Genomic DNA, 24,449 nt, shown 5'->3' with positions numbered 1-24,449 from the left:
GGAAAGGAGAATTTAATGTTTGATTTTAATATGTTTAATTATTTAAAAATAAAAGGATTCTCAAATAATCAGCTTGCAGCAAATTTTCAGGAAATTGAACAAGCAAATCAAAATATTAACGAAATTTTGGAAAATAATCCAGATGCTGTTTTGAAAAAAATAGAATATAAATATTTAGATAAAGAAAAAAAACAATTACAATTTGAAATTAAAATAGAGGTTGTGGATAAATAATGAAAAATAAAATAAAAAAAATAGTAATGGTTTTATGGTTTGGAATATTGATAAGCTGTTCATCTGTTGGTAAAAGAACAGTTCCAGATTCAGCGGTCGTTTCTAGAGATGTGGTTGTAAATAATAGTATTGCTGAAATAAAACAAAAATTTAGTGAAGATGTAAAATCAGAAGATGTAGGACTTTATAAAAAAGGATTTAGAAACTGGAAGGTAATTTTATATGGTAAACAGGCATATTATCAAGTATTTGTGACAGAAGATGGTAAAATTGTTTCTAGTGAAAGATTTGAATATAAATAATATTTATATAGTAAATATTATTTCAATTTTTAGCAAATTTTAAATTAATTATATTTGAATTATTTTGATTCAGAAATTGAAAATTCAGTTTTAAAAGTAGATTAATAATAAATAGGGAGTTTGTATTCTCCCTAAATTTTTATTTCAAGTTTCATTTTTTATTATTTTCATTGTTGTTATCATTTTTTGGAGTAGTATCTAAATTGTTAAAGACATTAATTAAACTGTCTGAATCAATATCATAATAAATATTTTCATCAAAATGATTATTTTCTTCTATATTTGAATTTCCAATTTCTCCAATTTCCTGATCAATGTTATCGTTTTTTGCTGCATTATCTAAAATATTTTGAGGAAGACTGTCATCATTTTTTTCATTTTGAATATCAGGAATATAATTTTGAGATTTTTTTTCTTCATCATTTTTTTGTTCATTATTTTCATCAATTTCGTTAATTATGAAAATAGAATTAAAAATTACAAAGAAGTCATTAATTGCAGAACTTTCCTTTTCTGTCTTTAATATAAGAATAGTACCTTCTAACATAGCAATTAAGATTCTTGCAGTTGTTTCGGGAATAATTTTATCATATTTTTCGGGAAAAGCATACTTTAACGTTGTTATAAAAAATGAAAATCTAAGTTCGATTTTTTTGTATGACTTTACAAGTTCTTCACGGATATTTTTATTAATATCAGATAGTTCAAGAGCCAGATTTCCAAGTGGGCTTCCACCATGAAATTTGTTATTTTCAATGTTTTCAAAATATTTTTCAAAAAAATAGTGAAATTTTTGAATTGACAAGTCATCTACATTATTGTTGAAAAAATTTATAAGATTTTCAGTATGATATTTTATAACAGCAATAAGAAGTTCCTCTTTACTGGAAAAAAACTTATAGAAAATATCATTAGGCATTTCACAAGCCTTAAAAATATCGGTTAATTCCGTATTTTTGTAACCTTTATAATAAAAAAGTTTTGCACTTTGTTGTATTATAAAATTTTTATTATATTTTTTAGTCATTAAATTTACCTCTTTACAGTATTTTGTATATATTTTATAATTTAATTTGAGGATTGTCAATAAAAATAATTAAAAACTATAAATAAATAAAAGGATGTGATTTTATGAAATACAATTTTGACGAAATAATTGACAGAAAGAGCAATCATTCTGTAAAATACAATGAACTTATGAGAAAATTTGGGGTAGATGATGTAATTCCTCTTTGGATTGCAGATATGGACTTTAGGACAGCACAGCCTATAATTGACGCTCTTGAAAAAAAAGTTCAACATGGAATTTTTGGATACGTGTATCGTCCTGATGAATATTTTGAGTCATTTATAAATTGGCAAAAGAAAAGATTCGGCTGGGAGCCAAAAAAGGAACTGCTTAGCTTTAGTATCGGAATTGTACCAACATTAGGATCGTTAGTGCAACTTTTTTCTGAAAAAGGTGATAAAATTTTAATTCAAACACCTGTTTATTCAGAATTTTATGATATTAACGAAGATAATGCCAGAGTTGTTATTGAAAATAGATTTATTGAAAAAAACGGAAAATATTCACTTGACTTGGAAGACTTGGAAAATAAATTAAAGGAAAATCCCAAATTATTTATTTTATGTAACCCTCACAATCCACTAGGACATGTGTGGACACATGAAGAATTAGAAGCAATTGGAAATTTGTGTATAAAATATAAAGTTCCTGTAATTTCAGATGAAATTCATGCCGATTTGACATTATGGGATAATAAGCACATTCCAATGGCAAGTGTTTCTGAAGAAATTAGACAAAATACGATAACTTGCACTTCGACAGGAAAAGCCTTTAATCTTGCTGGTCTTCAAAGTGCAACAATAGTTTTCAATAATTTAGAAATAAAAGAAAAATTTGACAGATTTTGGAAGGATTTAGAAGTTCATAGAAATAATCCATTTAATTTGGTTGCTACAATTGCGGCTTATTCTGACGGTGGAGAAGAATATGTAAAACAATTAAAAGAATATTTAGAAAATAATATTTTATTCTTAAATAATTTCTTTAAAGAACACATTCCAGAAATTATTCCAAATATTCCACAAGCAACATATTTAGTATGGCTAGATTGCAGAAAATTATGTGAAAAATTTGGATTTAATCAGGAACAACTTGAAAAATTTATGTTGACAAAGGCGAAACTAGGATTAAATGAAGGACGTGTGTATCAGAAGGGATTGGAAGGATTTATGAGATTAAATACAGCTTGTCCTAGGGCGATTTTGGAAAAAGCATTAAATCAAGTAAAAGATGCAATTTCAAATGAAAATAAAAAATAAAATCAATATTTTAAGTGAAATATTAATATTTATTCAATTTAATTTTATTAGTTAAATATTAAAACGATTCAATTATTTATATACATTCATATTTAGATAAGTATATTTAAAGAAATAAATAAGTAATTTCTATTTATTAGACTGTATAATGACAACATACAATTATGATAATACATAAAATTATTTTAAAACTGATTGTTATGATAAAATAAAAACAGAAAGATAAATATGTAGGTAATTTCGTAATTATTGCAACTTTTAAATTGAATTGAAGGAGGTGCTTGCAATTTATGGAAAATATTAAGGAAATTTATTTGGCTGGAGGCTGTTTCTGGGGAGTAGAAAAGTTTTTTGAAATGGCTCCAGGCGTTATAAAAACATCAGTTGGTTATGCAAATGGACAGACTCTCGATACTAATTATGATATTTTAAGAATGACTGACCATGTTGAAACTGTGCATATAACGTATGATGCAAATATAGTATCTCTAAATCAACTTCTCAATTATTATTTTTCAATAATTGATCCAACAAGTATTAATAGACAGGGACTTGATGAAGGACGTCAATATCGAACTGGAATTTATTATGTAGATAAAGAGGAATTAGATACAATAAGAATAAAGGTAGAGGATGAACAGAAGAGGTATTCAAGAGAAATTCAAGTGGAGGTTAGACCATTGAAACATTTTATTCTAGCTGAAGAGTATCATCAGAATTATTTGGATAAAAATCCTAATGGATACTGTCATCTAGATCTTGAAAATGCTGTAAAAATTTTTTCAAAGAAATAAAATTTAAGAATATAAAAAAATAGTCGGGAAGCCCCGACTTTTGCTTTTTTGTTAATTCTTACTTATTAATTACCATTATTTGAATTACTTGAATTTGAATTATTAGAATTTAAAATGTCTTTACTTAAAACAGAATATAAAAGATTTACATATCTTTTGGCTGCGTGAGGTTTTGGATGTGTTCCATCCTTGTAAAAGTATTCTTGTTTTCCTTTTGAATATGAATACCAATCAATTACTTTTATATTCGGGTTTTTAGAACTTACCTTTTTAATTTCTGCATTAACGCTATCTTGCCAAGGATCAGGCATAACTGTATTTATAAAATAAATATCATGCCCTTGCAACGTTTGTAAAACAGACTTCATATCTTTTTCAAAAATAGTACCATTTGTACCAAGAGCGATAACGATTATTTTTTTTAATTTTCCATTTTGAGTATAATTCTTTAGCATGTTTGGCAATTCATAAAATTGACGTCCAACCTTTGTCTCTATGATGGCATTTGGATATTTTTTCTTCAAATCAATTTTTGTCATATGAAGTACCGAATCTCCAATAAATAGAATTTCTCTCTCATCATTTGGATATTTTTTCAGAATTTCATCTTGAATTTTAGATTCTGCTTCAATACCTTTTGAAGGTGTATTTAAAGCTGCCAGCAATTCGTCCATTGTCAATTTTCCATTTTGGGAATTTTGTGTTGCTGCAGGAGGAGTATTTGTTGGATTTACTTTTTTGTTTTCTTCAGTAGATGGTGTATCCAAAGCTTTTTGCACTTCTTTCATTTCTTCCAGATCTTTATTTTTATAAATTGGAGAAAACACTAAGATTGCAAGAATAGAAGCTAAAACTGGATAATTTACGTAATTTATAGCTTTTTCATATTTTTTGCTATTTTTTTCAAGTAAAATATAACATAACTCTGAAATTGTAATTAAAATAATAATTTGAAAGAAAAATTTTTGAATATTTGTAAGTTTTGCCCATTTAAAATATTCACGTGTAAATATCATAATAGGATATTGCCACAAATAGTATTGATACTGATGTTGTCCTAATCTTATAATTGGACTGAAGATTTTTGGATATTTTGAAAGATTGAACTTTTGTAATTCTGACTTTGAGAATAGCACAATTGTAAATCCAATTAAAATGCTAGATAAAAACATTAATCCATAATAGTTATAAGCATTTCTATAGTCTATTCCAAAAGAAAAGAAAACAAGTGATACTAAACCAAGTATTCCCAAAATAAATATAATTTTTTTCTCAATATGATTTTTAATTTCTCTATTTACATAGAAACAGGCTATTCCAGCTGGAATAAAAAATGCAAATGCACGAGTGTCAGTTCCATAATATATTCTTGAAAAATCTGCTCCTTCTGGAGAATTTGAAGTTTTATAAAATATGTAAGCCATTATTAGAGCCGAAACTATCCCAATTCCCAAAAGAATAATACCAATTATATTGTTTTTTAACTTAATCTTTTTCAATCCTTGAATTAAAATTGGGAAAAATATGTACATTTGAATCAAAAAAGATAATGCCCAAATGTGAGTAAGCGGTAAAATAATCCCAAAATTATCAAAATAGGACATTTTTGAAAAAATTTGATAAATATTATTTAATCCTAATATCGAAAATAATGCACTATATTTATATTTATCTTCAAGCCCATTATTTATAAAATATAATGCGATAGTTGAGACTAGAATAACGATTAAAAGGCTTGGGTAAACTTTTTTTAACCTACGGTTAATTACAGAGAATATTGAAAAATCTCTTGAAAGTAGACCACCTGTCATCAGATACCCACTTAATGCAAAAAATATAACAACTCCAATATAAGTTCCCTTGTAGGAAAACCAGTGATAGACGCAAATAAGAACAAGAGCAACAGCTCTTAATATATCAAGACTTTGTATCCTTTGTTTTTTCATAAGTAAAAAAATTCCTTTCTTTTTTCTTTAGATATAATTTATTTGATTTATATAGCATTAAAATTTATTATTGTAAAAAAATTAATACTATTTCCCATTTAAAATGGTTATGAAATTCTTTGCAAGAAGTCTTGATCTCTGTTAACAAATAAGATATAACTTTTATTTTTAAATGAGATTTAGTATAAAATATAAAAATAATATTGAAAAAACTACTTTAAACAAACATTATGAGTTGTTAAATGCTCAACTATTTAAGTTTGAAATTAAAGTAGTTTCTGAAATTTTGTAAATAAACTATGAATGTTTTGAAATTATGAAATTAATAGTTTTGTTCTGTATCTTTTTTTAAATTTTTTAAATCTATTATTTTTTTACTATTTTCGTCATTATTTTGTGAATTTGAAGAATTATTTTTCAAGGTATCATCATTTTTTATATTCTTATTTTCTTCTGCTTTATTTTCTTCAAGATAATGTTTTTTAATTTCATTTGTTAAAAAGTCTGCATAATATCTTTGTCCTTTATCATTTGGATGAGTTCTGTCCTTGTAAAAATATTGATTTTTACCTTTTGCATAAGAATACCAGTCTATAAGATAGGCATTTGGATATTGAGCGACTTTTTCCTTAAGTTTTTTATTTACTTCTTGTTCCCATGGATCTTTATGTGCAGTATTCATAAAGAATACATCTTTCCCATTTGCCATTTTCATAACATAGTCAAAATCGTTATCTGTAAATTTTCCATTTGTTCCAAGGTGAACAACCAATATAGTTTTTAATTTTCCATTTTCAACTAATTTTGTAACAATTCCCGGAAGTGTTGAAAATTGACGTGAAATTTTTGTGTCAAAATATGGGTTTTTAAAATTAGGAGCAATATACTGCTTACTGCTATCCATTATTGAATCTCCCACAAACACGATATCTTCTGGAACTTCGCCAGCAATAATAATTCCAGAACCAAAAATTAATACAACTAGCATAAATAAAATTTTTTTCATAAAATTTCTCCCTTTTTCTATTTTAAATTATAAGTTATTATAAAATATAATTTTGCTTTTGTCAAATATTTCAAAAAGTCTAAATTTGATTAATTATTATTAAAAAAACTAAAAATAAGAGGCTAGTCTTTAAAAAGTTACCATTTAAAGACAGCCTTCCTGTTTAAATTAATTATTTAGTTTTCCAAATTTCATCTTCATATTGTGCAATTGTTCTGTCTGATGAGAAGAATCCTGCTTTTGCCATGTTATTTATTACTTTTTTATACCACAAATCTTTGTTTTCATAATCTTTAAACATTCTTTCTTTTGTATTGTAGTAATCTGCAAAATCAATTAAAGTCATAAACCAGTCTTTGTTTATAAGCTCATTTTGAAGTCTTTCCAGTCTTTCCTTGTTTCCTACTTTTATTAACTCATCTGAAGTTATAAAATCAACTGCTTCTTTTATTCCATCTTGTTTATAATAATCTTTTGAAACATAACCTGAAGTTTCATATAATTTTATTATTTCATCACTTTGTTTTCCAAAAATATAGATATTGTCATCGCCTACAAGGTCATGAATTTCCACATTTGCTCCATCCATTGTTCCAAGAGTTAATGCTCCATTTAGCATGAATTTCATATTTCCAGTTCCGCTGGCTTCTTTTGAAGCAAGTGAAATTTGTTCAGAAATATCTGTTGCTGGAATAATTTTTTCAGCTAATCCTACATTATAGTTTTCAACTAGGTAAACATTTAAGTATTTATTTACTTCTGGATCGTTGTTTATAATTTCTGATAGACAAAGTATCAAGTGGATTATGTCTTGAGCAATGATGTAAGCTGGTGCAGCTTTTCCACCGAATAATACTGTTATCTTTCTTTCTGGTAATTTTCCATTTTTAATGTCTAAATATTTTTTAATTACATACAAAGCATTCATTTGTTGACGTTTATATTCGTGGAATCTCTTAATTTGAGTATCAATAATGCTGTTTTCATCAATAACGATTCCTTGTGTATGTTGTAAATATTTTTTCAATTTAATTTTATTTTCGTGCTTAATTTGTGCTAATTTTTCATACACATTTTTGTCATCTGCAAATTTTAAAAGTTCATTTAATTGTTCAGCATCTTTTAAATATCCTGTGCCAATTAATTCTTTAAAGTAATCTGCCAAGTCTTCGTTACAGCTTTCAAGCCATCTTCTAAATGTAATCCCATTTGTTTTATTATTAAATTTATTTGGGTAAATTTCATAAAATTCTTTAAGTTCACTATTTTTCAAGATTTCAGTATGCAGATAAGCAACTCCGTTTACACTTGAAGAAAAATGAATATCCATATTTGCCATGTGAACTCTGTTTTGCTCATCTATAATTTGTACTTTTTCATCTGAATATTTAGCTTTTATAACTTTATCCAATTTTTTTATAATTTCAACAATATTCGGCACAACTTCTTCCAAGTAGTCTAAAGGCCATTTTTCCAATGCTTCTGCCAAAATTGTGTGATTTGTGTATCCTGTCATTTTTGTTACGATTTCTGTTGCTTCTTCAAAAGAAATATTATGCTCTTCTGTCATAATACGGATTAATTCAGGAATTACCATACTTGGATGCGTATCATTAATTTGAACGAAAGCATAATCTGCTAAATCGTGAATGTTGCTTCCTTTTTCAGTTGCCTCAGCAATAATCAATCTTGCTGCATTTGATACCATGAAATATTGCTGATAAATACGTAATAATTCCCCTTTTTTTGTACTGTCATCAGGATATAGGAATAATGTCAGATTTTCTTCAATATTTTCTTCATCGAATGATATTCCATTTTCTATCAAGTTGTAGTCAATGCTTTTAATATCAAATAAATTCAAGTAATTTTTTGTATCTTTTTCGTATCCTAAAATATCAATTCTTTTTAATTTTGAATGTAAACTGAAGTTTTTGAATTTCACTTCATATCCAATATTTGTATCTCTTAACCAGCTTTGGTCTTCTATCCAGTAGTTTGGTTCAGCTTTTTGCTCATTGTTCTTGAAAACTTGCTTAAACAGTCCGCAGTGATAGTTAAGTCCGACCCCTTCTCCATTGATTCCTAAAGTTGACATTGAATCAACAAAACATGAAGCAAGTCTTCCAAGTCCACCGTTTCCTAATGAAGGTTCAACTTCTATTTCTTCAATATGGCTTAAGTTTTTTCCTGCTGCTTTCAATTCTTCTCTTACTTCCTTATAAATTCCCAAATTAATCAAATTATTTGACAATAATTTACCAATCAGAAATTCTGCAGAAATATAATATATTTTCTTTTTAGATTTGTTTGCAGTTTTTTCATCTGCTCTTTCTTTAATATACTCAAGTAATTTGTAATAAATTTCTTGATTTGTCATTTCACTTATTTGTTTTTCGTTTCTTTTTTGTAAAAAATCTGTAAAATTGTAGTTCACTATTTTAATTGTTTCCTTTCAAATTTGTTTTATAATTTTCGTTATTAAGCTACTTCAAAATTGGAATACTAAAAGTATTAAACTTAATAGCTTGAATAGAATAATTTTAATTTTTGGTATCCAATTTTAAAGTTGTTTTACTATGCGAGGATATTATATAACTATTTTTTTAATTTGTCAAGACATTTACGTAAATGTTAAAAACTAGAGATATAAAAAGACTTTGCGAAACAAACTGGAAAACAAAAAATATACCTTCAATCCCGTATTTGAGATTGAAGGCATAGTAATATTTTTTTATTTATCAATTTAAAATGTAAAAAAATTTATTTTTATAAACCAATTACTGAATGTAGTCAAAAGTTTCCAAAGTCAAATTTCTGTTCCCGCTTCCATAAAAATACACTTTAAATATTGTTCCTTTTGAGAATTTATAATAAGTCTGGTCAACAAGTCCTGTAAAATTAAATGTTTTTCCTGACTGAAGGCTAATGCAGTTTGCGAATTTTTTACCATCTTTTGTTATACCTCTTGAAGTTACACGACATTTTTCTACTGTTCTTAAAGTTTTTTGTGCTGCAAAATTGTAAGCACTTCCTAATATTAAAAATGTAAAAATAATTTTTTTCATAACAAATCAACTCCTATCATTGTAATTTTTAGTTATTTGTGAAAATTTATAAATTCTACCATATTACTCCCAGCCTTTCTGCAAGTTGTACATAATTTGCAGGAGGCATCCAGTATTTAATAATTTTTTTGTTTTTATTGAATACATCCAGTGCTTTTTCTTTTTCGCCTTTTTTCAGATAAACATCTATTATAATTCTGAACAGTTCATTCATCGGATGATTTCTGCTATTTTCATAAACAAATTCCGGATATTTTTTTGTATCGACATTTTTATATGCTTCAATTCCTTTTTGTGCATAATTTAATATTTCTGAATATTTATCAGGATAATTATGATAAATAAAATCTGTCATAATGAGATATCCTTCTGGATAATCAGGGAAATTTTCTATTAATTTTTGCGATATTCTTTTAAAGTTAATGTTATCAGGATTTTTTACCGGCGAGTAAAGCATTAGAAGCAGTTTATAATCATCAATTTTTGCTGTTTTATTTCTTATTTTTTCCTCTTTTTCACTGATTAAAAGTTTTCTATCATCATCATTTCCCGGCGTTCTTACAATTTCTCCTATGGTTTTATCCATTCCTTTTATTTTATAGCTGTCAAGTGAAAGAATATTTATAAACTCTATATTCTCATCATAAGGAATTTTCCATTTTTTAAGCGGATAGAAGTACTCAAATTTTACAATCATTTCTTTTTCGATATATTTTGTGTCATTTTTCTTTAATTCATTTTTCAAAAAAGAAGAGATTTCCTGTTCTATTATTTCTAGCTGTGTAGATCTGCTTTTTCCTCTTACCAACGAATTAAAGTCTTTGTTTTTATAAAATTTAGACATTGTATAGTTTAAATCGGGATATTTTAATGAAACATTTACGTAAGCCAGTTTTATATCCCTTCCGTTTGCATTTTTCTGCTTTGTTAGTTCAATTTTATTTATTTTATATGTAAGATATTTATAACTTTCTTGTGAAGTACGCCAGATATTAAACCACATTAAATGATATTCACTAACTTTTTTTGTATCTTCATTTTTTGCTGCATTGATATAATCTTCAAAAGCCGATGCTACTGCCTTTTTATCATCATTTTCAGAACTCTCGCTAATTCCACAGCTTGTTATAAACATCATTGCCAGTAAAATAAATGATATAAATCTTTTCATGATTCCTCCTGATTTTTCTAATAATAAGTTTTCTTACTTGTACTAAAAAATACTATATTTTAATCAAAAAGTAAACTATTTTTTTATATTTTCTAGAGTAGATGCCACATCTTTGGAAAATGTCATTGAAATTCCTGTATCCTGATTATACTGCACTTTTCCATTTTTTACAATAATTTCATCTGATTCCTTGCCATTTCCTACAAGAATGTATCTCCCGTTGCCCTTACTTTGCATATCATAAGTTCCTGCCTTTGTTATACAGTTCCCATTAACTACATTGTTAAGGCTTATATAGGCAATGTTTCCTTTTATTTCAAAATATGAATCTTCAAAGCATTTCTGCCCTGCCACCTTTACAGTCTGCCCTTTTGTAGTCAGCGTTTCCACATTATATTTTCCTGAAATGCTGTTTTGGGAAGCTTTCCCCTTTGCTTCACATCCCATACTCATTAAAATCATTCCTGCCATCATAGCTAGATTTATTTTTTTATTTTTCATTTTTTCACCTCTGTCTGTATTTAACTATTCAAAATTTCATCAGCTATTTCTTATCCTATTAAAATAAATACATATATGCTTTGCTTTTATACAAAGAAACAAGTATCACAATTGATATAAAAAGTAAAAAAAGAAGTATGCTCTGCATTTTTTTCATTTTAAAAAGTCTGAATTTTACTTTTGGGATCTGTCTTTTCTGGATTACATCAATAATATCATCTATAATTTTAGAAATTCTGTCATCTTCTATTATTATATCTATTTGAGATCTTTTTAACTGTCTTTCAGGTACAAAGCAGATTTCCTTTTTGCCATCAAGAAGATAAATATGGGATTTAAGTCTGATTATTCGAGAGCCAAACAGGGGAAATAATTCAGTACCCCAGTTATAGCCCTTTATATCCAATAATTTTCCATTTAAGTAAAAGTCTTCATTTATTATTTCAAGTGTATTTTTTGTTTTTTCTTTTGAATAATAATATTTATATCCGTATATCATACTTATTACAGCACAGACTATTAAAAGCAATATTCCAATTTTTATTCCCAGAAATATTAATATTAGCATTATGGCAAAGCAAATAAGATTTAGAATAACTGCTTTTTTCAAATCCTTCGGCACTTCATAAAATACTCTTCCTGTTTCTGTTCTTTCACGGTAAACTGTATCAGCTGATAAAATTCCAAGTTTTATTTTCTCTTTAACTTCATCTTCTTGTTTTTGATTAATTTTACGAAGATTTTTTCTGTTTTTTATTTGTTTCATACCAAAAACGATTAATATGACAGCAACTGAAAAATACACTAATGCAATAATTGAATCCATTTCAGTCTCCTCCGTATTAATAAGATATTCCTTGAGCTGTTATACGGACTCTATCAGCATCCACTTTTAAAATAGCTTCAAGTATTTGTTTTCCTGCCTCCCTTAATTGAGCTGTAGTCTGTGAATTAGGATTGCTCTGATTTAAGGACTGTCCCACAGCTAAAGTCATTCCAACCATAACCATCTGGTCGTACATACTTTTTTTCTCCCTGTTGCTCATTCCGTCAAAAAATCCACTGTTTTCAAGATGAACCTTGAACTGATTTGCCATAGGTTTCACATAGTCGTCATTAAGACTGACATTGTTATATGCCATGTATGCTCCTGCTATTACAGCCGCTACTGCTGAAGACAAATCATTTGTCGGTATTCCTACAGAATGGGCTACCTGTGGGAAAGAATCATACAGCTGTTTTAATGATGCCCTTATTTCCTTTTGCTGACTTTTTGGATAAGTTGCAACCAATGTTTCCAGTCCATCAGTACTTCCGTCCTGTGTGAAAGTAAGTGATGATTTTCCGTAAGATTTACCTTGTGAAGATGAAGTTGTATTTAAAAGTTCCTGCATTATTTCATTTTTAAACATATCGCTGTAATCAGCATGAGTTTGTCCTGAAATTCCAAGTCCCAGTGCTAAAATACTTAAAAGAAATATTTTTTTCATAAATTTTACTTTCATAACTGTTCCTCCTGTAATTTTTTTATTTTACTGTTAATTTAAATTAGATAATTTTTTCTTGTTTTCCTCATATTTTTTACTATTAGTAGATTTTAACATTTCATTATCCTTTTTGGCATTTTCTAAAGCTATGTTATACAAAAGGGGATTATAGTTTTCTTTTAGAAATTTTTGGTTAATTATAAAAGTTTCTACTGCTTTTTTATTATTTCCTGATAATCTGTAAGCCTGTATCAAATTTTTTTCAATTATTTCTGAAAGTGCATTATTTAATACTTTAATATCCTTGTATTCTGCATAACTCTGTTTACCATGTTTTAAAATACCTATTGCTTTTTCATAATATTCAGCACTTTCCTTATATTTTTTTTCATAAAAGAGAATATCTGCCATCACTCTGTAACCATAAGAATAATCAGGAGCATTTTTTAAAAATATTTCTGTAATTTCCTTTGTTCTTTTAAATTCACGGTTTTGATAAAATGCCACAGTTACATAATTACGGTATTTCTCAAGATTTTTGCTGTCCTTTAAAAATTCTTCTTCCGCTTTTTTTATAGCTTTTTCTGATGAAATTTCCTTCTGTTTTTCTATTTCAGAGCTGTCTTTTTCTGAATTTTTTTCATTTTCTTCATTTTTGTTTTTATCACTCTGGCTTATATCAATATTATTATCTTTTTTTGTTTTATTTTGTTCCTGTTTCTTATTGCAGCTAAAAACAAGAAAAACTATCATAGCTATTATTAAAATTTTTTTCAATTTTATCACTTCCCCAATGAATACAGAATTTTTTATGTTTTTTATTTTCTTAACAGTCCTTCTTAAACTTTTGCTTTGTAAATATTGGCTTCACTTAATTTCCATAATTCTTACTTATCAAAGAAATCAGATATATCATAAAAGAAACATAAATCGCCACTATCAGTAAAAGGTGTAATGGATAAAAGAAATAAAACATATATTTTGTAAATTTGTTATGAATACCTTGTTTCCCATTATAAAGCCATATTATCGGCAGTGAAAATATCGCAAATATCTGTGTTTTTATAAATATTTCATTTCCAAAAAAGTTAAGCGGAAATTCAAGTCCAGGCATAATAAATACGTTTAGAAACACCATTAATACAGCCTGAAATATTATGTTTTTGTAATTTTTCCCCCTGAAAAAATAGAATATCAGAATAATTGCAATTCCATATCCTAAATAATCACTTCTTGCAAAATGTGCAATTGCGACAGTTAAAATGCTTATGGCAGCTTTTGCAAAAAATTTTATTATTTTATTCAGATTTTCTGATTTTTCCGTTTTTTCCAGTAAATTCATTCCACATAAGGCAATTCCGAAAGTCCATAATACATTGTTATATGGATAAAATACCATTATTTCTCCTCTTAATGCCAGACTTGCAAAAAGATTGAACGGAATTTCCGAAATAGCTGCAAAAATAAAGATACGTATTAAATATTTTTTTCTGTTTTTAGTCCTAAAAAATCCTTCCACGAGCATAAAGGCAAAAATTGGAAAGGTAAGTCTTCCAAGCATATTTAACCATATTTGATTAGGGAAAAATATATTCCATAAATGATCTGCCACCATAAATGCCATTGCCAGAATATGCAGTGTAAAAGAATTTATCCCTTTAGAAAATATAACTTTTTTATCCATTTTCACTCCTAATTTTTTCTTTTCTGTTAATAAGGGGTAAATGAACTGAACCCCTTATTGCATTTTGTGAATATAAAACTATTCTTTTTATTTAATAAACAAGCCCTGATGATGTTATTTTTACTTTGCTTGCATTTACTTTAAGAACTCCCTCAAGTACTTCTTTTCCCGCTCTTCTTAATTGAGCGGTAACTTTTGCATTTGGATTTTGCTGATTTTGGGACTGATTTACAGCCAAAGTCATTCCTATTATTACCATTTGGTCATAAATATACTTTTTATCACTGTCACTCATTTTATCAAACTCAGTTACACTTTCTAGAGCTTCCTTAAATTGTTTTGCCATAGGTTTCATATAACTGTCATTTAAACTGACATTGTTATAAGCCATATATGCTCCAGCTAATATAGCAACCATTCCTGAAGACAGGTCATTTGTAGGTATTCCCACTGAACGTGCTACTTGAGGGAATGAATCATACATCTTTTTCAAATATGTTCTTGCTTCTCCTCGTTGTTTTGAAGGATATTTGTTAACAAGATAATCAAGTCCTCTTGTGCTTCCATCTGATTTAAAAGTTATTTTGGCTTTTTTTGCTGGTTTTGGTTTAGACGATGTTTGGGATGATGATGATTTACTTTTACTGCTTCCTGTACTCTTAGAACTTGAACTTTTTCCACTTGAACTGTTGTTATTTGTATTATTACCAAAAACTCTATTATGATTCTCAAAAGTTCTTCTCATTATATCCTGCTGAATCCAGTCACTGTTATAATCATACCAGTATCCCATAAATGCATGTGCAGGCTGCGATACAAATAATCCTGCTCCAATAACTGTTGTAACAAATAATTTTTTTAAATTTATTTTCATAATTATTCCTCCCAGATTGAATTATATATTTTCATTTTTTTGTTTTTTATTGTCACCATATACTATAATAAAACTTCTTATTTTGTAATTATTTATTTTAAAAAGAAAGTCCTGATGATGTTATTCTTACTTCACTTGCACTTACTCCGAGAAGTCCCTCAAGCACCTGTTTTCCTGCATTTCTTAACTGAGCGGTAACTTTTGCATTTGGATTTTGCTGATTTTGGGACTGATTTACAGCCAAAGTCATTCCTATTATTACCAATTGATCGTAAATATATTTTTTATCGCTGTTACTCATTTTATCAAAGTCATCTACACCTTGAAGCACTGTTTTTAACTGATTTTGCAGAGGTTTCATATAACTGTCATTCAGACTGACATTGTTATATGCCATATATGCTCCTGCTATTGCAGCTGCCATTCCTGAAGACAGGTCATTTGTAGGTATTCCTACAGAACGTGCTACCTGCGGGAAAGAATCCTGAATTTTTTTCAGATATGTTCTTGCTTCCCCTCTCTGTTTTGACGGATAGTTATTAACAAAATAATCAAGTCCTCTTGTATTTCCGTCCGATTTAAAAGTAATATTTGCTTTTGTTGTTTTTGGGGCTGTAGTTGAAGTTGCTGAACTTCCCGTTGTTTTTGTAGTTGTTTTTTTAGAATTTGATTTTTTCTTTGAAGAATAATCTCCTTTTTTAATGTGGCTTATTACTTCACTACCAAGTAAATAATTTCTTGTACTATTTATCACATTGTTTGTATAGTTAAAACTGTCTGACATATCATAATAAAATGCCTGTGCAGGCTGTGATATAAATAAACCTGTCCCAATAACTGCTATAACAAATAGTTTTTTCAAATTTATTTTCATAATTATTCCTCCTAAAAATTTTATTTTTTTATGATTTCTATTATTTAATTATACTGTATATTTTTTAGATTAAAAGAACATTAGAGCTTTTTACTTTTTATTTATTTTTTTAAATATAAGATTGCTTTCAGGAACTTCGATATAAAGAGTTTGTTCATTATCCATAAGCGTTATTACATCGGCATTACTTAAAGCGTATAAAAAATCTTTATCACTGTCACTCAGTTCACTCCCTTTTTTCAGCAGGTTATTCAAATTATCTATTTCAAAAGAAATCCTGTGATTTTTCAGGGAATATTTTCCCGAATATTTTTTTCCATTTTTTCCCGTTATGACAACATTTCCTTTATCAAGTTTTATTGAAATTTTACTGTTTTTAAGTTCAAACCCTGCAATATTCACAAGTGTCCATTCATTAGCCATTATTTTTTTCTCAAAATCTTCGATATTACTAAAAAATGAAAATCTGTCTTTATATTTTTCTTTAGAATATTTTTCCATACCCTTTAGCATGAAGCCGTCCCCTTTTTCAAAGCTGTTTTTCAAAAAATCGGGAATATCCTTTCTGTATATGAGATATACAGTTTCATAATTTTTGTTATCCACATAGACAGGATAATAGCCGTAATCAGAATTTCCTAACGACAGCATAGGCGAAAGGATTGCTTTAACTGTTCTATTTTTGAGATTCTGCACCATAATATCATTGTCCTTATATTCAGTCGCTTTGAAAATAGTATAAGTGGGAGAATGCTCCATTTTTCCGGCAAATTCCCTGTCAATCTCATTGGATACACCTACTTCTAATATATATCCCTTGTCTATTATGTCTTTTTTTAAAGGTTTTCCGCAGGAAATAAATATCATTCCAAAAAGTAGAAAAATCATAAATCCTGTCAATTTTTTAATTTTTATCATGCTGTTTTCTCCTTCCTATCAATAAATTTACACCAAGCCCCACAAGAAATATTACATCCAATAAACCTATGGCAAAATAAGCATAATAAGTTGGTAAAAATTCTTCATCTCCTGCTGATGAAACTAAATATTTATACGATATTAAAGATATTAGTATTTTTAATATTACACCAATTATTGTTAAAATTATCAAAGCCTTTTTTCCTATTCCTGCTTTTGCATAAAAATATGATAAAAATATATTAAGCAAAATTAATATAAGATTTTCCGAGTATATACCTCCCACTAATTTTCAAATTACTTAAAACTGATACTTCTAATACAGCCAGAAAAAATAGTACTAGAATATTAAAACAGAGCAGATGAATAAAATACAGACTTGCAAAAAATATTTTTTTCATTTTTCCTCCTTATTTAAATACTAATTAATTAGTCATTTTTCAATTTTATGATATGTAATATAGATTAAAATAAAATGAGAGTTTTTACTTTTCTTTTTTTAGAGAAAAATTCTGTTGTAATTGTTAAAAGTTTTTTGTAAAAAAGCGTTTAGAAATGTAATCAAAAAATATCTGATAAGGTTATATAGAAAAGATGTAAAAATTTTAGAACAAATATAATTTAAAAATATAATTCCTGTTAAGCAATTATAAATCAATTTAAATGCAGGGATTTATGGAAATGAGTAATCCCTACAAAAAGAAAAAAATAAATAATAAGTAAATTTTAAGAATAAAAATAATAGACTAAAAAACTACTTTCAATCCTTCCTCTTCCAGTTCCTGCTGTCTTATTTCTAGAAACTGAACATTTATCATATAGAGAATTTGAAAAAGTTCATCATTTGTACTGATTGAATTATCTATAAAATCTCCAATAAATAACATATCCTGAAAAGCGAGTGCCTTATTTGTCGGAAGTTCCAGTAAATAATAATCTCCTTTTTCTTTATTTATTGTCTGTTTTGTAAGATATTCGACTGCATAGTCTGAAGCTGTTATATAACGGTACATATCACCGTCATATTTGCATCTCATTTGAAATACGACAAGCCTTCTTTCCTTTAATGCTTTAACAATTTCAGGATTTGCTACTTCAGGTGGTATTTCTTCATCTTTATATTTTTCTGTATCTTCATAAATTAATCTTGCTTTGCTGTTTGTTTTTAACTCTTTCGGAATGTAACATATAATTTTTTCAGACTGTTCTGCTGAAAAACTCAAATTAAAAAATATAAGCACCAGTATAATAATAACTTTTTTCATTTTATTTCCTTTCCTTTCTATAATATACAAGACAGAATAAAAAATTGATTTTAAAGTTGTTTGAATGTATTATATAATGGAAAATTATTTTTTACAAATAAAATCTATATAAAATAACTGAAAGTTATTTTATTATGCAACAGACAAAGATGAAATAAAATATCTCTCATTTTATTTTAATATTTTAATGATAATATGTTTTACAAGAAAAATTCAGGAAAGGAGAACAATCAAAATGGAAAAAAATATTGAAAAATCTAAAATAAAAGAATTGGGGTTACTAATATTAAATACAGCCTGTTATTCAGCAATAGTTATTACATCTGTAATAATTTTACTTGCCGTTTTAAGTTCTTTATTGTCTAAAAAGATAGTTCTTGCCGATTATTCAAAGCAGTCTTTTGCAATTAATGAATTACTTAAATTTCTAGTATTTTATCCTGTTGGAGAAGAATTTTTATTGAGAGGACTGATGCTTCATTTTTTAAAGAAAAAAACAAAATATGCTAATTTAATTCAGGCTATAATCTTTGGAATACTTCATTTGAATCCGATTAAATTTATATACACAACAATATCAGGCATCTTTTTCGGAAATGTGCGGCTAAAACCCAATCCAATCTGGTGGATAATTTTATTACATTCAACATTCAATCTTGTTTCGATCTTTCTATACAAGCCTTTTATGATTATAGTTGAAAAAATATTTTATCTTCAAAATATGCCGATAATAACATTAATTATCGTATTTATTCCACCTTTATTCATATTTGATTATACTCTTAAACAACTTAAAAATAAATTTAATTATGAAAAACTTTACAAAGCATAATTTTTAACAAAAAATATCCTCTTCAGTCTATTTTTTCAGTTTAAACTTTAGAGGATATTTAACTTCACTAATTTTCATTTACTTCCCATTTTATTACTTCACCTGTTGTAGCATCAATGTCAAACTTATATTCTGTATTTTTATACACCATTCTTCCTTCGTAAATCATTCTTCCTTTTTCATTATCTAGCTGAATATTTGTAACGTTTATTTTTTTTGCACCAGTAATTCGTGAAACTGCTATTTCTTTTGCTTTTTCCATTCCGATATATTTTGGTGTTTTTCTTATTTCTGTATCGCTGCCATTTGTATTAATAATTTTTCCGTCATCTCTGATTACTGTTGAAGCGGATGATCGTTCTTTTTCACTGTAACTCAGGACTTTTCCTGTGTTTGCGTCAATGTTGTATTTATATTTTTTCCGTTCTGTATAAAATTCTATTTCATAAATAAATTTTCTATTTTCTTTATCCAGACGAATTTTAGTCATTTTTGCAGAATTTTTTGCCACTTTTGAGTGATTCAATGCAAGTTGTTTTGCCTGTTCAATCGAAATTTTAACATCAACATTTAAAACTCTTACTGTTTTAGTCTTTTTAACTGAATTTTCATTTGCAAAAACTCCTGTCATTGTAATAAAAAATAGTATAAGCAATTTTTTTAAGAAATTTTTTTTCATTTTACCTCCTTTTTCAACTTAAATATAAACGAACTTCCTTTTCCAATTTCACTTTCTACATAAATTTCTCCTTTGTGAGCTTCTATAATCCATTTTACCATTGATAATCCAAGTCCTAGATTTTCAGTTGTTCTGGAACTTTCTACTTGATAAAATCTCCCCCAGATTTTAGGGATATTTTCTTTTTCAATACCAACTCCGTCATCAATAATTTTACATATTGCAAAATTTTTATCTTGTGTTAATTTTATCCAAATATTGCCGTTTTCACGACCATAGTTAATCGCATTTGAAATTAAATTAACAAAGATTCTCATAATCATCATTTCATCACCAATAATAAAAATATCTTCCTCTATTTCAGGATGAATTTTTATATTTTTGCTATCTGCATTGTATAGCTGACTGTCAGCAATAAGATGTGCCATTTCGCTCATATTTATTTTATCAAAATTAAGTTTCTGATTCCCTCTGTCCATTCTTGATAAAGTTAGAAGCTGTGAAATTAATTTTGACATCTTTTTAGTTTCATCAAGCACAGAAAAAATTGTATGTTTGGCATTTTCTATTGAAGTTAGGTTTTCAAGACCGTATTCACATTCGGAAATAATAATTGAGACAGGTGTCCGCAACTCGTGTGAAACATCCGATGTAAACTGTGCTTCTCTTTCAAAGGAGCTTTGCAGTCTGTCAAACATTGTATCAAATGTATTTGCCAAAGTATAAATTTCATCATTTCCTTCTCCAATGTTAATTCTTTGTGTCAAATCGTTTCCCTCATTGATTTTTTCCGCTGCTTCCCTTATTTTTTCTATCGGTTTAAATGCTTTCTTTGTTATAAAATATCCGCTTATTGCTGAAAATAACAGGAAAAATGGCAATACAATCAGAGAAATCAAAACAATTGTTTCGATAATATTTTCAACTTCTGTCGCAGGAGTGATTCCCCGAATATGAACAATACCATAATCTTGAAAATTCTTTTTGCTATCAAAAATATACCATTTTTTATTTTTATGCCTTATAATTCTCACATTGTTTTTATCAGAAAAAGTTTCATCATATTCAAAATCCAGCGGAATATCCCCATAAATAAATCCTGTTTCATCGTTATAAACTGACAGATGAACATTATTATTAAAAATAATAAAATCATTGTCAATCGTAAGTTCACCATCATAAACTTCAATCTCATCAAATGCTGAAACTACAGAGTTTTTTAAATTTTTGTAAGCATTTGCCCGTATAAGATTTTCGCTAATATAAATTATTGTTGTAAGAAATATAATTGCAAGGCTTATCATAAGACCAATATACCAGAAAGCTATTTTGGATTTTATGGAAAATTTATTTATTTTCATTATCAACCCTCAGGACATAGCCCAGTCCACGAACTGTGTGAATGAGTTTTGGGGTATAGCCGTCATCAATCTTTTTTCTCAAATATCTGATATAAACATCTATAACATTGGTTCCACCCTCGTATTCATAATTCCATATATGATCCTCTATTCTTTCTCTTGGTAAAATTTTTCCTTTATTTCGTATTAGATATTCCAAAATCGAATATTCTCTACCTGATAGCTTTATAAGCACATCATCTCTAAAAACTGTTTTAGCATCAAGGTCGACCTTAAGATTGGCTATTGTAATTATATTGTCGGCATTTCCAGAATTACGTCTTAGCAGGACACGGATACGAGCCATAAGTTCTTCAAAAATAAAAGGTTTTACAAGATAGTCATCTGCTCCGTAATCTAGCCCTTTTACTTTATCATCTATATTATCTCTTGCAGTTAAAAGCAGTATTGGAACTTTATTTTTCTTTGCCCTTATTCTTTTAATCACTTCAAATCCATCAAGTTTTGGGAGCATAATATCTAGAATTATTGCATCATATTCAGTCCCTTCCACGTACCTGACTGCCTCTTCTCCATCGAAACAGCTATCAACTCCATAATATTCCTTTTCTAACTTTTTTGTAATAAGTTCGTTCAATTTCTTTTCGTCTTCTACAACTAATAATCTCATTATCACTCACTCTCTTCCGTCTCAGTCAGGACACACTGATTCTCTTCACAAAACAATTTTAATTGTTCTGTTTTCACTATTTTTTCATACTTTTCATCACTTTCTGTAAACAATTCATTTTTATTATACCTCATAAATACAGTTAAAAACAGTGAAAGAAGAAAAATTCTTTTTATAAGATTTCTATAATTTCCAGATTTAATTAAAAATTTTCTTATTTCCATTTTATTTTATCCTTATTTTTTACAGCTAGAAATGCTCCTCCGCCTGTCAGTAACACTCCCAAAAGAATTAAAATAATATTTGCTGTAAAAACTCCTGAAACAAGCGAAACAAGCCCTCCACCAATCAATCTTGCAATAAATTTCTGAATCGCACGGTTTTTATAATTCGTTTTCGGAACATTCGGATTGCTATGATAAGAATTATCAGCATTTACATTATTTTTAATACTATTATTATTTGTATTATTACTGTCATTTTCCTCAAATTCAATAATTTCATTTTTTTCTGGCTGCTGTGTTTCATAAGTTTTAACTTCTTTTATCTCTCTTTCTTTATTATTTTCATAAAAATTATTTTTATCATTAAAAAGAATCCCATTCATTCTCAAAACTTGTGCATCTTCTTTTGTAAATGGGTACCAGCCTTGTTTAATCAGACTTTTAGCATACATTTTATTGTATATAAAACCGAATATAATTGATAAAACAAATATCAATGGAAAAAATATTATACCTGCCGTACTAATTACAACAAAAGTAATTCCAGCTGTGATGTAATCCTCTTTAATTAAAGGATATATAAATCCTAAAAGAAATGCTGCTCTTGAAAAACCAAATTTCACTTCTTTTCTTAAAACGTCATTTTCCAAAATCGCTCTTTTTCGATTTATCTGTTTCATGAGTAATCATCTCCTTTTATTTTATTATTTATATTTTCAAAAATATGGTATTATCAAAACATTAAAATAAAATGAGAGCTTTTATATTTTTTAAATTTGCTGCAATATATTATAGCAATCTATGAAAAAAAAGAAAAACTCAGAAATTTTTCTGAGTCTTATAGGCTTTGGTATAAGCCGGATTCTGTATTTGTTAATCATTTATCTAAATCAATAATTGCTTATGGATTTTAGCGAGCTACCAATCAAGCCAAGACGGGCCGTCTCTTAATAGCTTTCTACTTGCCCTTGCTTTGAGAGGGGTTTACCTAGCTAATTTAATCCCTTAAATCACTGGTAGTCTCTTACACTACCTTTTCACCCTTACCTGAAAAAATACAGGCGGTTTCTTTTCTGTGGCACTTTCCTTAAGATTTCTCCCAGCAGTCGTTAACTGCCTCTCTTGCCCTATAAAGTCCAGACTTTCCTCTTAAAAATTTTTATTCTAAAAATTATCAAGCGACTAACTCCAAAACCTGAATTTATATTACCATTTTTTCTCTATATTTGTCAATTTATTCTTTTATTTTGCTTATTTAAAAAAATTTAAAAAGAAGTATAAATTTTTTATCATTTAATTGAAAAAAATAATAACAAAAAAAATTAAAAAATTTGAAATATTTTCTTGCTTATGGTATAATAAAATAGGTTTTAATTAATTAAAAAAATTTTGAGGTGATTATAAAAATGAAAAAATTAACATTGTTTTTTATGGCATTACTAGTATTCAATGTGTCATTTGCAAAAGAAAAAATTGATACGACTTTTACATTTCAAGGATATTCTCCAACATCAGCAAGTATTGTAAGAGTCACTCCAAAAACAAAAGTTTTGAAGAAATCAAAGATTTCTTATCCAGTATTTGCAGGTAGAAATTCCGATGTTATAAAGAATATGAATGCAATTATGGAAAAATTTATTTCTAATTATAAATCTACAAAACATGTATCTTATGATACTTCTTACGAAGTTACAGCTAATAATAGTTCATTTTTAAGTGTTTTGTTTACAATCAATTTAATGGATAATGATTCGGGGCAAAAAACAGTTCTTCATAATGCAATAACATATAATTTAAAAAATGGAAAGCCATTACAGCTTAAAGAATTATTTGTAGATGGATTTAATGATTCATTAACAGAAGCCGTAAACTTGAAATTTAAGCAATTTGGAATTCCACAAATTGATAAATTTGATGCTATTGATAAACAACAAAATTTTTATATGGAAAATGATGCTCTTGTTTTGATTTATAATAAGGGAGAAGCTTCTAATTTTGCTGATGGAGAAGTGTATATTCCATTTTTGTTTACAGACTTAATTGGAATTTTGAAATAATAGTAGTAAATTAGAATGATGAGCCCTAAAAAAGGATTTTCCTTTATTGCAAAGATAGAAATTATAACTTTCATTTAGGAAATACAAAAAGGGTTAAATAATAAACAAAATTTGTTAAAAAATTATAAGATTATTAAGTAATTGCAAAATAAATCTCATAAAAATTGAAAAACA

The 24,449-nt window shown here is 27.5% G+C and carries 27 protein-coding genes and 1 other RNA gene; 6 read left to right on the top strand and 22 right to left on the bottom strand.

Annotation, left to right across the window (positions count from 1 at the left end):
• The first annotated feature begins 15 nt into the window (after positions 1-15).
• The gene (locus F1564_RS08085) at positions 16-234 is read left to right on the top strand and encodes a hypothetical protein (RefSeq protein WP_018450566.1); all 219 of its coding nucleotides are present in this window, start codon (positions 16-18) and stop codon (positions 232-234) included.
• A complete protein-coding gene (locus tag F1564_RS08080) occupies positions 234-536 on the top strand; it encodes a hypothetical protein (protein WP_018450567.1) in 303 nt (100 codons plus the stop codon). Before F1564_RS08085 ends, F1564_RS08080 begins: the two co-directional genes overlap by 1 nt.
• Positions 537-687: 151 nt before the next feature.
• Here the strand turns inward: F1564_RS08080 and F1564_RS08075 are convergent, their stop codons facing one another.
• Entirely contained in the window at positions 688-1,563 is an 876-nt protein-coding gene (locus F1564_RS08075) for a TetR/AcrR family transcriptional regulator (protein WP_018450568.1), read from the bottom strand.
• A 104-nt stretch (positions 1,564-1,667) separates the two neighbouring features.
• On the opposite strand from F1564_RS08075, the gene F1564_RS08070 reads away from it, so the two are divergent.
• Together F1564_RS08070 and msrA are read left to right on the top strand one after the other, a co-directional pair.
• Complete coding sequence (locus tag F1564_RS08070) at positions 1,668-2,864, top strand: MalY/PatB family protein (RefSeq protein ID WP_018450569.1); 1,197 nt, start codon at positions 1,668-1,670, stop codon at positions 2,862-2,864.
• Positions 2,865-3,154: 290 nt separating this feature from the next.
• Positions 3,155-3,658, top strand: coding sequence for a peptide-methionine (S)-S-oxide reductase MsrA (gene msrA, locus F1564_RS08065; RefSeq protein WP_018450570.1), 504 nt, complete (start codon positions 3,155-3,157; stop codon positions 3,656-3,658).
• Between the two features lie 65 nt (positions 3,659-3,723).
• Here msrA and F1564_RS08060 read toward each other — a convergent pair whose 3' ends face one another.
• The 15 genes from F1564_RS08060 to F1564_RS07990 all read right to left on the bottom strand — a co-directional run bounded on the left by F1564_RS08060 (position 3,724) and on the right by F1564_RS07990 (position 18,452).
• The gene (locus F1564_RS08060; RefSeq protein WP_018450571.1) at positions 3,724-5,604 is read right to left on the bottom strand and encodes an acyltransferase family protein; all 1,881 of its coding nucleotides are present in this window, start codon (positions 5,602-5,604) and stop codon (positions 3,724-3,726) included.
• Between the two features lie 322 nt (positions 5,605-5,926).
• Positions 5,927-6,610 (bottom strand): SGNH/GDSL hydrolase family protein, encoded by a 684-nt coding sequence (locus tag F1564_RS08055; RefSeq protein ID WP_018450572.1) that lies wholly within the window; start codon positions 6,608-6,610, stop codon positions 5,927-5,929.
• 172 nt (positions 6,611-6,782) lie between these two features.
• Entirely contained in the window at positions 6,783-9,047 is a 2,265-nt protein-coding gene (glgP, locus tag F1564_RS08050) for a glycogen/starch/alpha-glucan family phosphorylase (RefSeq protein WP_018450573.1), read from the bottom strand.
• 343 nt (positions 9,048-9,390) lie between these two features.
• Positions 9,391-9,678: a hypothetical protein gene (locus F1564_RS08045; RefSeq protein WP_018450574.1), complete on the bottom strand. Its 288-nt coding sequence runs from the start codon at positions 9,676-9,678 to the stop codon at positions 9,391-9,393.
• Positions 9,679-9,733: 55 nt separating this feature from the next.
• The gene (locus F1564_RS08040; protein WP_018450575.1) at positions 9,734-10,849 is read right to left on the bottom strand and encodes a hypothetical protein; all 1,116 of its coding nucleotides are present in this window, start codon (positions 10,847-10,849) and stop codon (positions 9,734-9,736) included.
• A gap of 75 nt (positions 10,850-10,924) precedes the next feature.
• Positions 10,925-11,350, bottom strand: coding sequence for a hypothetical protein (locus F1564_RS08035; RefSeq protein ID WP_018450576.1), 426 nt, complete (start codon positions 11,348-11,350; stop codon positions 10,925-10,927).
• Positions 11,351-11,408: 58 nt separating this feature from the next.
• Positions 11,409-12,176 carry a hypothetical protein gene (locus tag F1564_RS08030; protein WP_018450577.1) on the bottom strand — a complete coding sequence of 256 codons (768 nt, stop codon included), beginning with the start codon at positions 12,174-12,176 and terminating at the stop codon, positions 11,409-11,411.
• Positions 12,177-12,192: 16 nt separating this feature from the next.
• Positions 12,193-12,855 carry a DUF6683 family protein gene (locus F1564_RS08025; RefSeq protein ID WP_018450578.1) on the bottom strand — a complete coding sequence of 221 codons (663 nt, stop codon included), beginning with the start codon at positions 12,853-12,855 and terminating at the stop codon, positions 12,193-12,195.
• A 33-nt stretch (positions 12,856-12,888) separates the two neighbouring features.
• A complete protein-coding gene (locus F1564_RS08020; RefSeq protein ID WP_232053362.1) occupies positions 12,889-13,623 on the bottom strand; it encodes a hypothetical protein in 735 nt (244 codons plus the stop codon).
• 85 nt (positions 13,624-13,708) lie between these two features.
• Positions 13,709-14,521 carry a TraX family protein gene (locus F1564_RS08015; RefSeq protein WP_018450580.1) on the bottom strand — a complete coding sequence of 271 codons (813 nt, stop codon included), beginning with the start codon at positions 14,519-14,521 and terminating at the stop codon, positions 13,709-13,711.
• 91 nt (positions 14,522-14,612) lie between these two features.
• A complete protein-coding gene (locus F1564_RS08010; RefSeq protein ID WP_018450581.1) occupies positions 14,613-15,395 on the bottom strand; it encodes a DUF6683 family protein in 783 nt (260 codons plus the stop codon).
• Between the two features lie 97 nt (positions 15,396-15,492).
• The gene (locus F1564_RS08005; protein ID WP_018450582.1) at positions 15,493-16,269 is read right to left on the bottom strand and encodes a DUF6683 family protein; all 777 of its coding nucleotides are present in this window, start codon (positions 16,267-16,269) and stop codon (positions 15,493-15,495) included.
• A 90-nt stretch (positions 16,270-16,359) separates the two neighbouring features.
• Positions 16,360-17,187, bottom strand: coding sequence for an META domain-containing protein (locus tag F1564_RS08000; RefSeq protein WP_018450583.1), 828 nt, complete (start codon positions 17,185-17,187; stop codon positions 16,360-16,362).
• Complete coding sequence (locus tag F1564_RS10340; protein ID WP_018450584.1) at positions 17,174-17,437, bottom strand: hypothetical protein; 264 nt, start codon at positions 17,435-17,437, stop codon at positions 17,174-17,176. Before F1564_RS10340 ends, F1564_RS08000 begins: the two co-directional genes overlap by 14 nt.
• A 496-nt stretch (positions 17,438-17,933) precedes the next feature.
• On the bottom strand, positions 17,934-18,452 hold the full coding sequence (locus F1564_RS07990) for a hypothetical protein (RefSeq protein WP_018450586.1): 519 nt from the start codon (positions 18,450-18,452) through the stop codon (positions 17,934-17,936).
• A 235-nt stretch (positions 18,453-18,687) separates the two neighbouring features.
• Here F1564_RS07990 and F1564_RS07985 point away from each other — a divergent pair, with 235 nt between their 5' ends.
• Entirely contained in the window at positions 18,688-19,284 is a 597-nt protein-coding gene (locus F1564_RS07985) for a CPBP family intramembrane glutamic endopeptidase (RefSeq protein WP_018450587.1), read from the top strand.
• Positions 19,285-19,351: 67 nt separating this feature from the next.
• Here F1564_RS07985 and F1564_RS07980 read toward each other — a convergent pair whose 3' ends face one another.
• From F1564_RS07980 to rnpB, 6 genes are all read right to left on the bottom strand, one after another.
• A complete protein-coding gene (locus tag F1564_RS07980) occupies positions 19,352-19,963 on the bottom strand; it encodes a PepSY domain-containing protein (RefSeq protein WP_018450588.1) in 612 nt (203 codons plus the stop codon).
• Positions 19,960-21,324, bottom strand: coding sequence for a sensor histidine kinase (locus F1564_RS07975; protein ID WP_018450589.1), 1,365 nt, complete (start codon positions 21,322-21,324; stop codon positions 19,960-19,962). Before F1564_RS07975 ends, F1564_RS07980 begins: the two co-directional genes overlap by 4 nt.
• Positions 21,311-21,994 carry a response regulator transcription factor gene (locus F1564_RS07970; RefSeq protein ID WP_018450590.1) on the bottom strand — a complete coding sequence of 228 codons (684 nt, stop codon included), beginning with the start codon at positions 21,992-21,994 and terminating at the stop codon, positions 21,311-21,313. Before F1564_RS07970 ends, F1564_RS07975 begins: the two co-directional genes overlap by 14 nt.
• 2 nt (positions 21,995-21,996) lie before the next feature.
• Positions 21,997-22,218 carry a hypothetical protein gene (locus tag F1564_RS07965; RefSeq protein ID WP_018450591.1) on the bottom strand — a complete coding sequence of 74 codons (222 nt, stop codon included), beginning with the start codon at positions 22,216-22,218 and terminating at the stop codon, positions 21,997-21,999.
• Entirely contained in the window at positions 22,209-22,898 is a 690-nt protein-coding gene (locus tag F1564_RS07960; protein WP_018450592.1) for a hypothetical protein, read from the bottom strand. Before F1564_RS07960 ends, F1564_RS07965 begins: the two co-directional genes overlap by 10 nt.
• Before the next feature lie 157 nt (positions 22,899-23,055).
• Positions 23,056-23,416: RNase P RNA component class A (gene rnpB / locus F1564_RS07955), an RNA gene on the bottom strand.
• Positions 23,417-23,624: 208 nt separating this feature from the next.
• On the opposite strand from rnpB, the gene F1564_RS07950 reads away from it, so the two are divergent.
• Positions 23,625-24,275 carry a DUF3298 domain-containing protein gene (locus F1564_RS07950; RefSeq protein ID WP_018450593.1) on the top strand — a complete coding sequence of 217 codons (651 nt, stop codon included), beginning with the start codon at positions 23,625-23,627 and terminating at the stop codon, positions 24,273-24,275.
• Positions 24,276-24,449: the final 174 nt, after the last annotated feature.

The sequence above is a fragment of the Leptotrichia shahii genome (assembly GCF_008327825.1).
Taxonomy (GTDB): Bacteria; Fusobacteriota; Fusobacteriia; order Fusobacteriales; family Leptotrichiaceae; genus Leptotrichia; species Leptotrichia shahii.
This window is presented reverse-complemented; position numbering and strand designations above follow the sequence as displayed.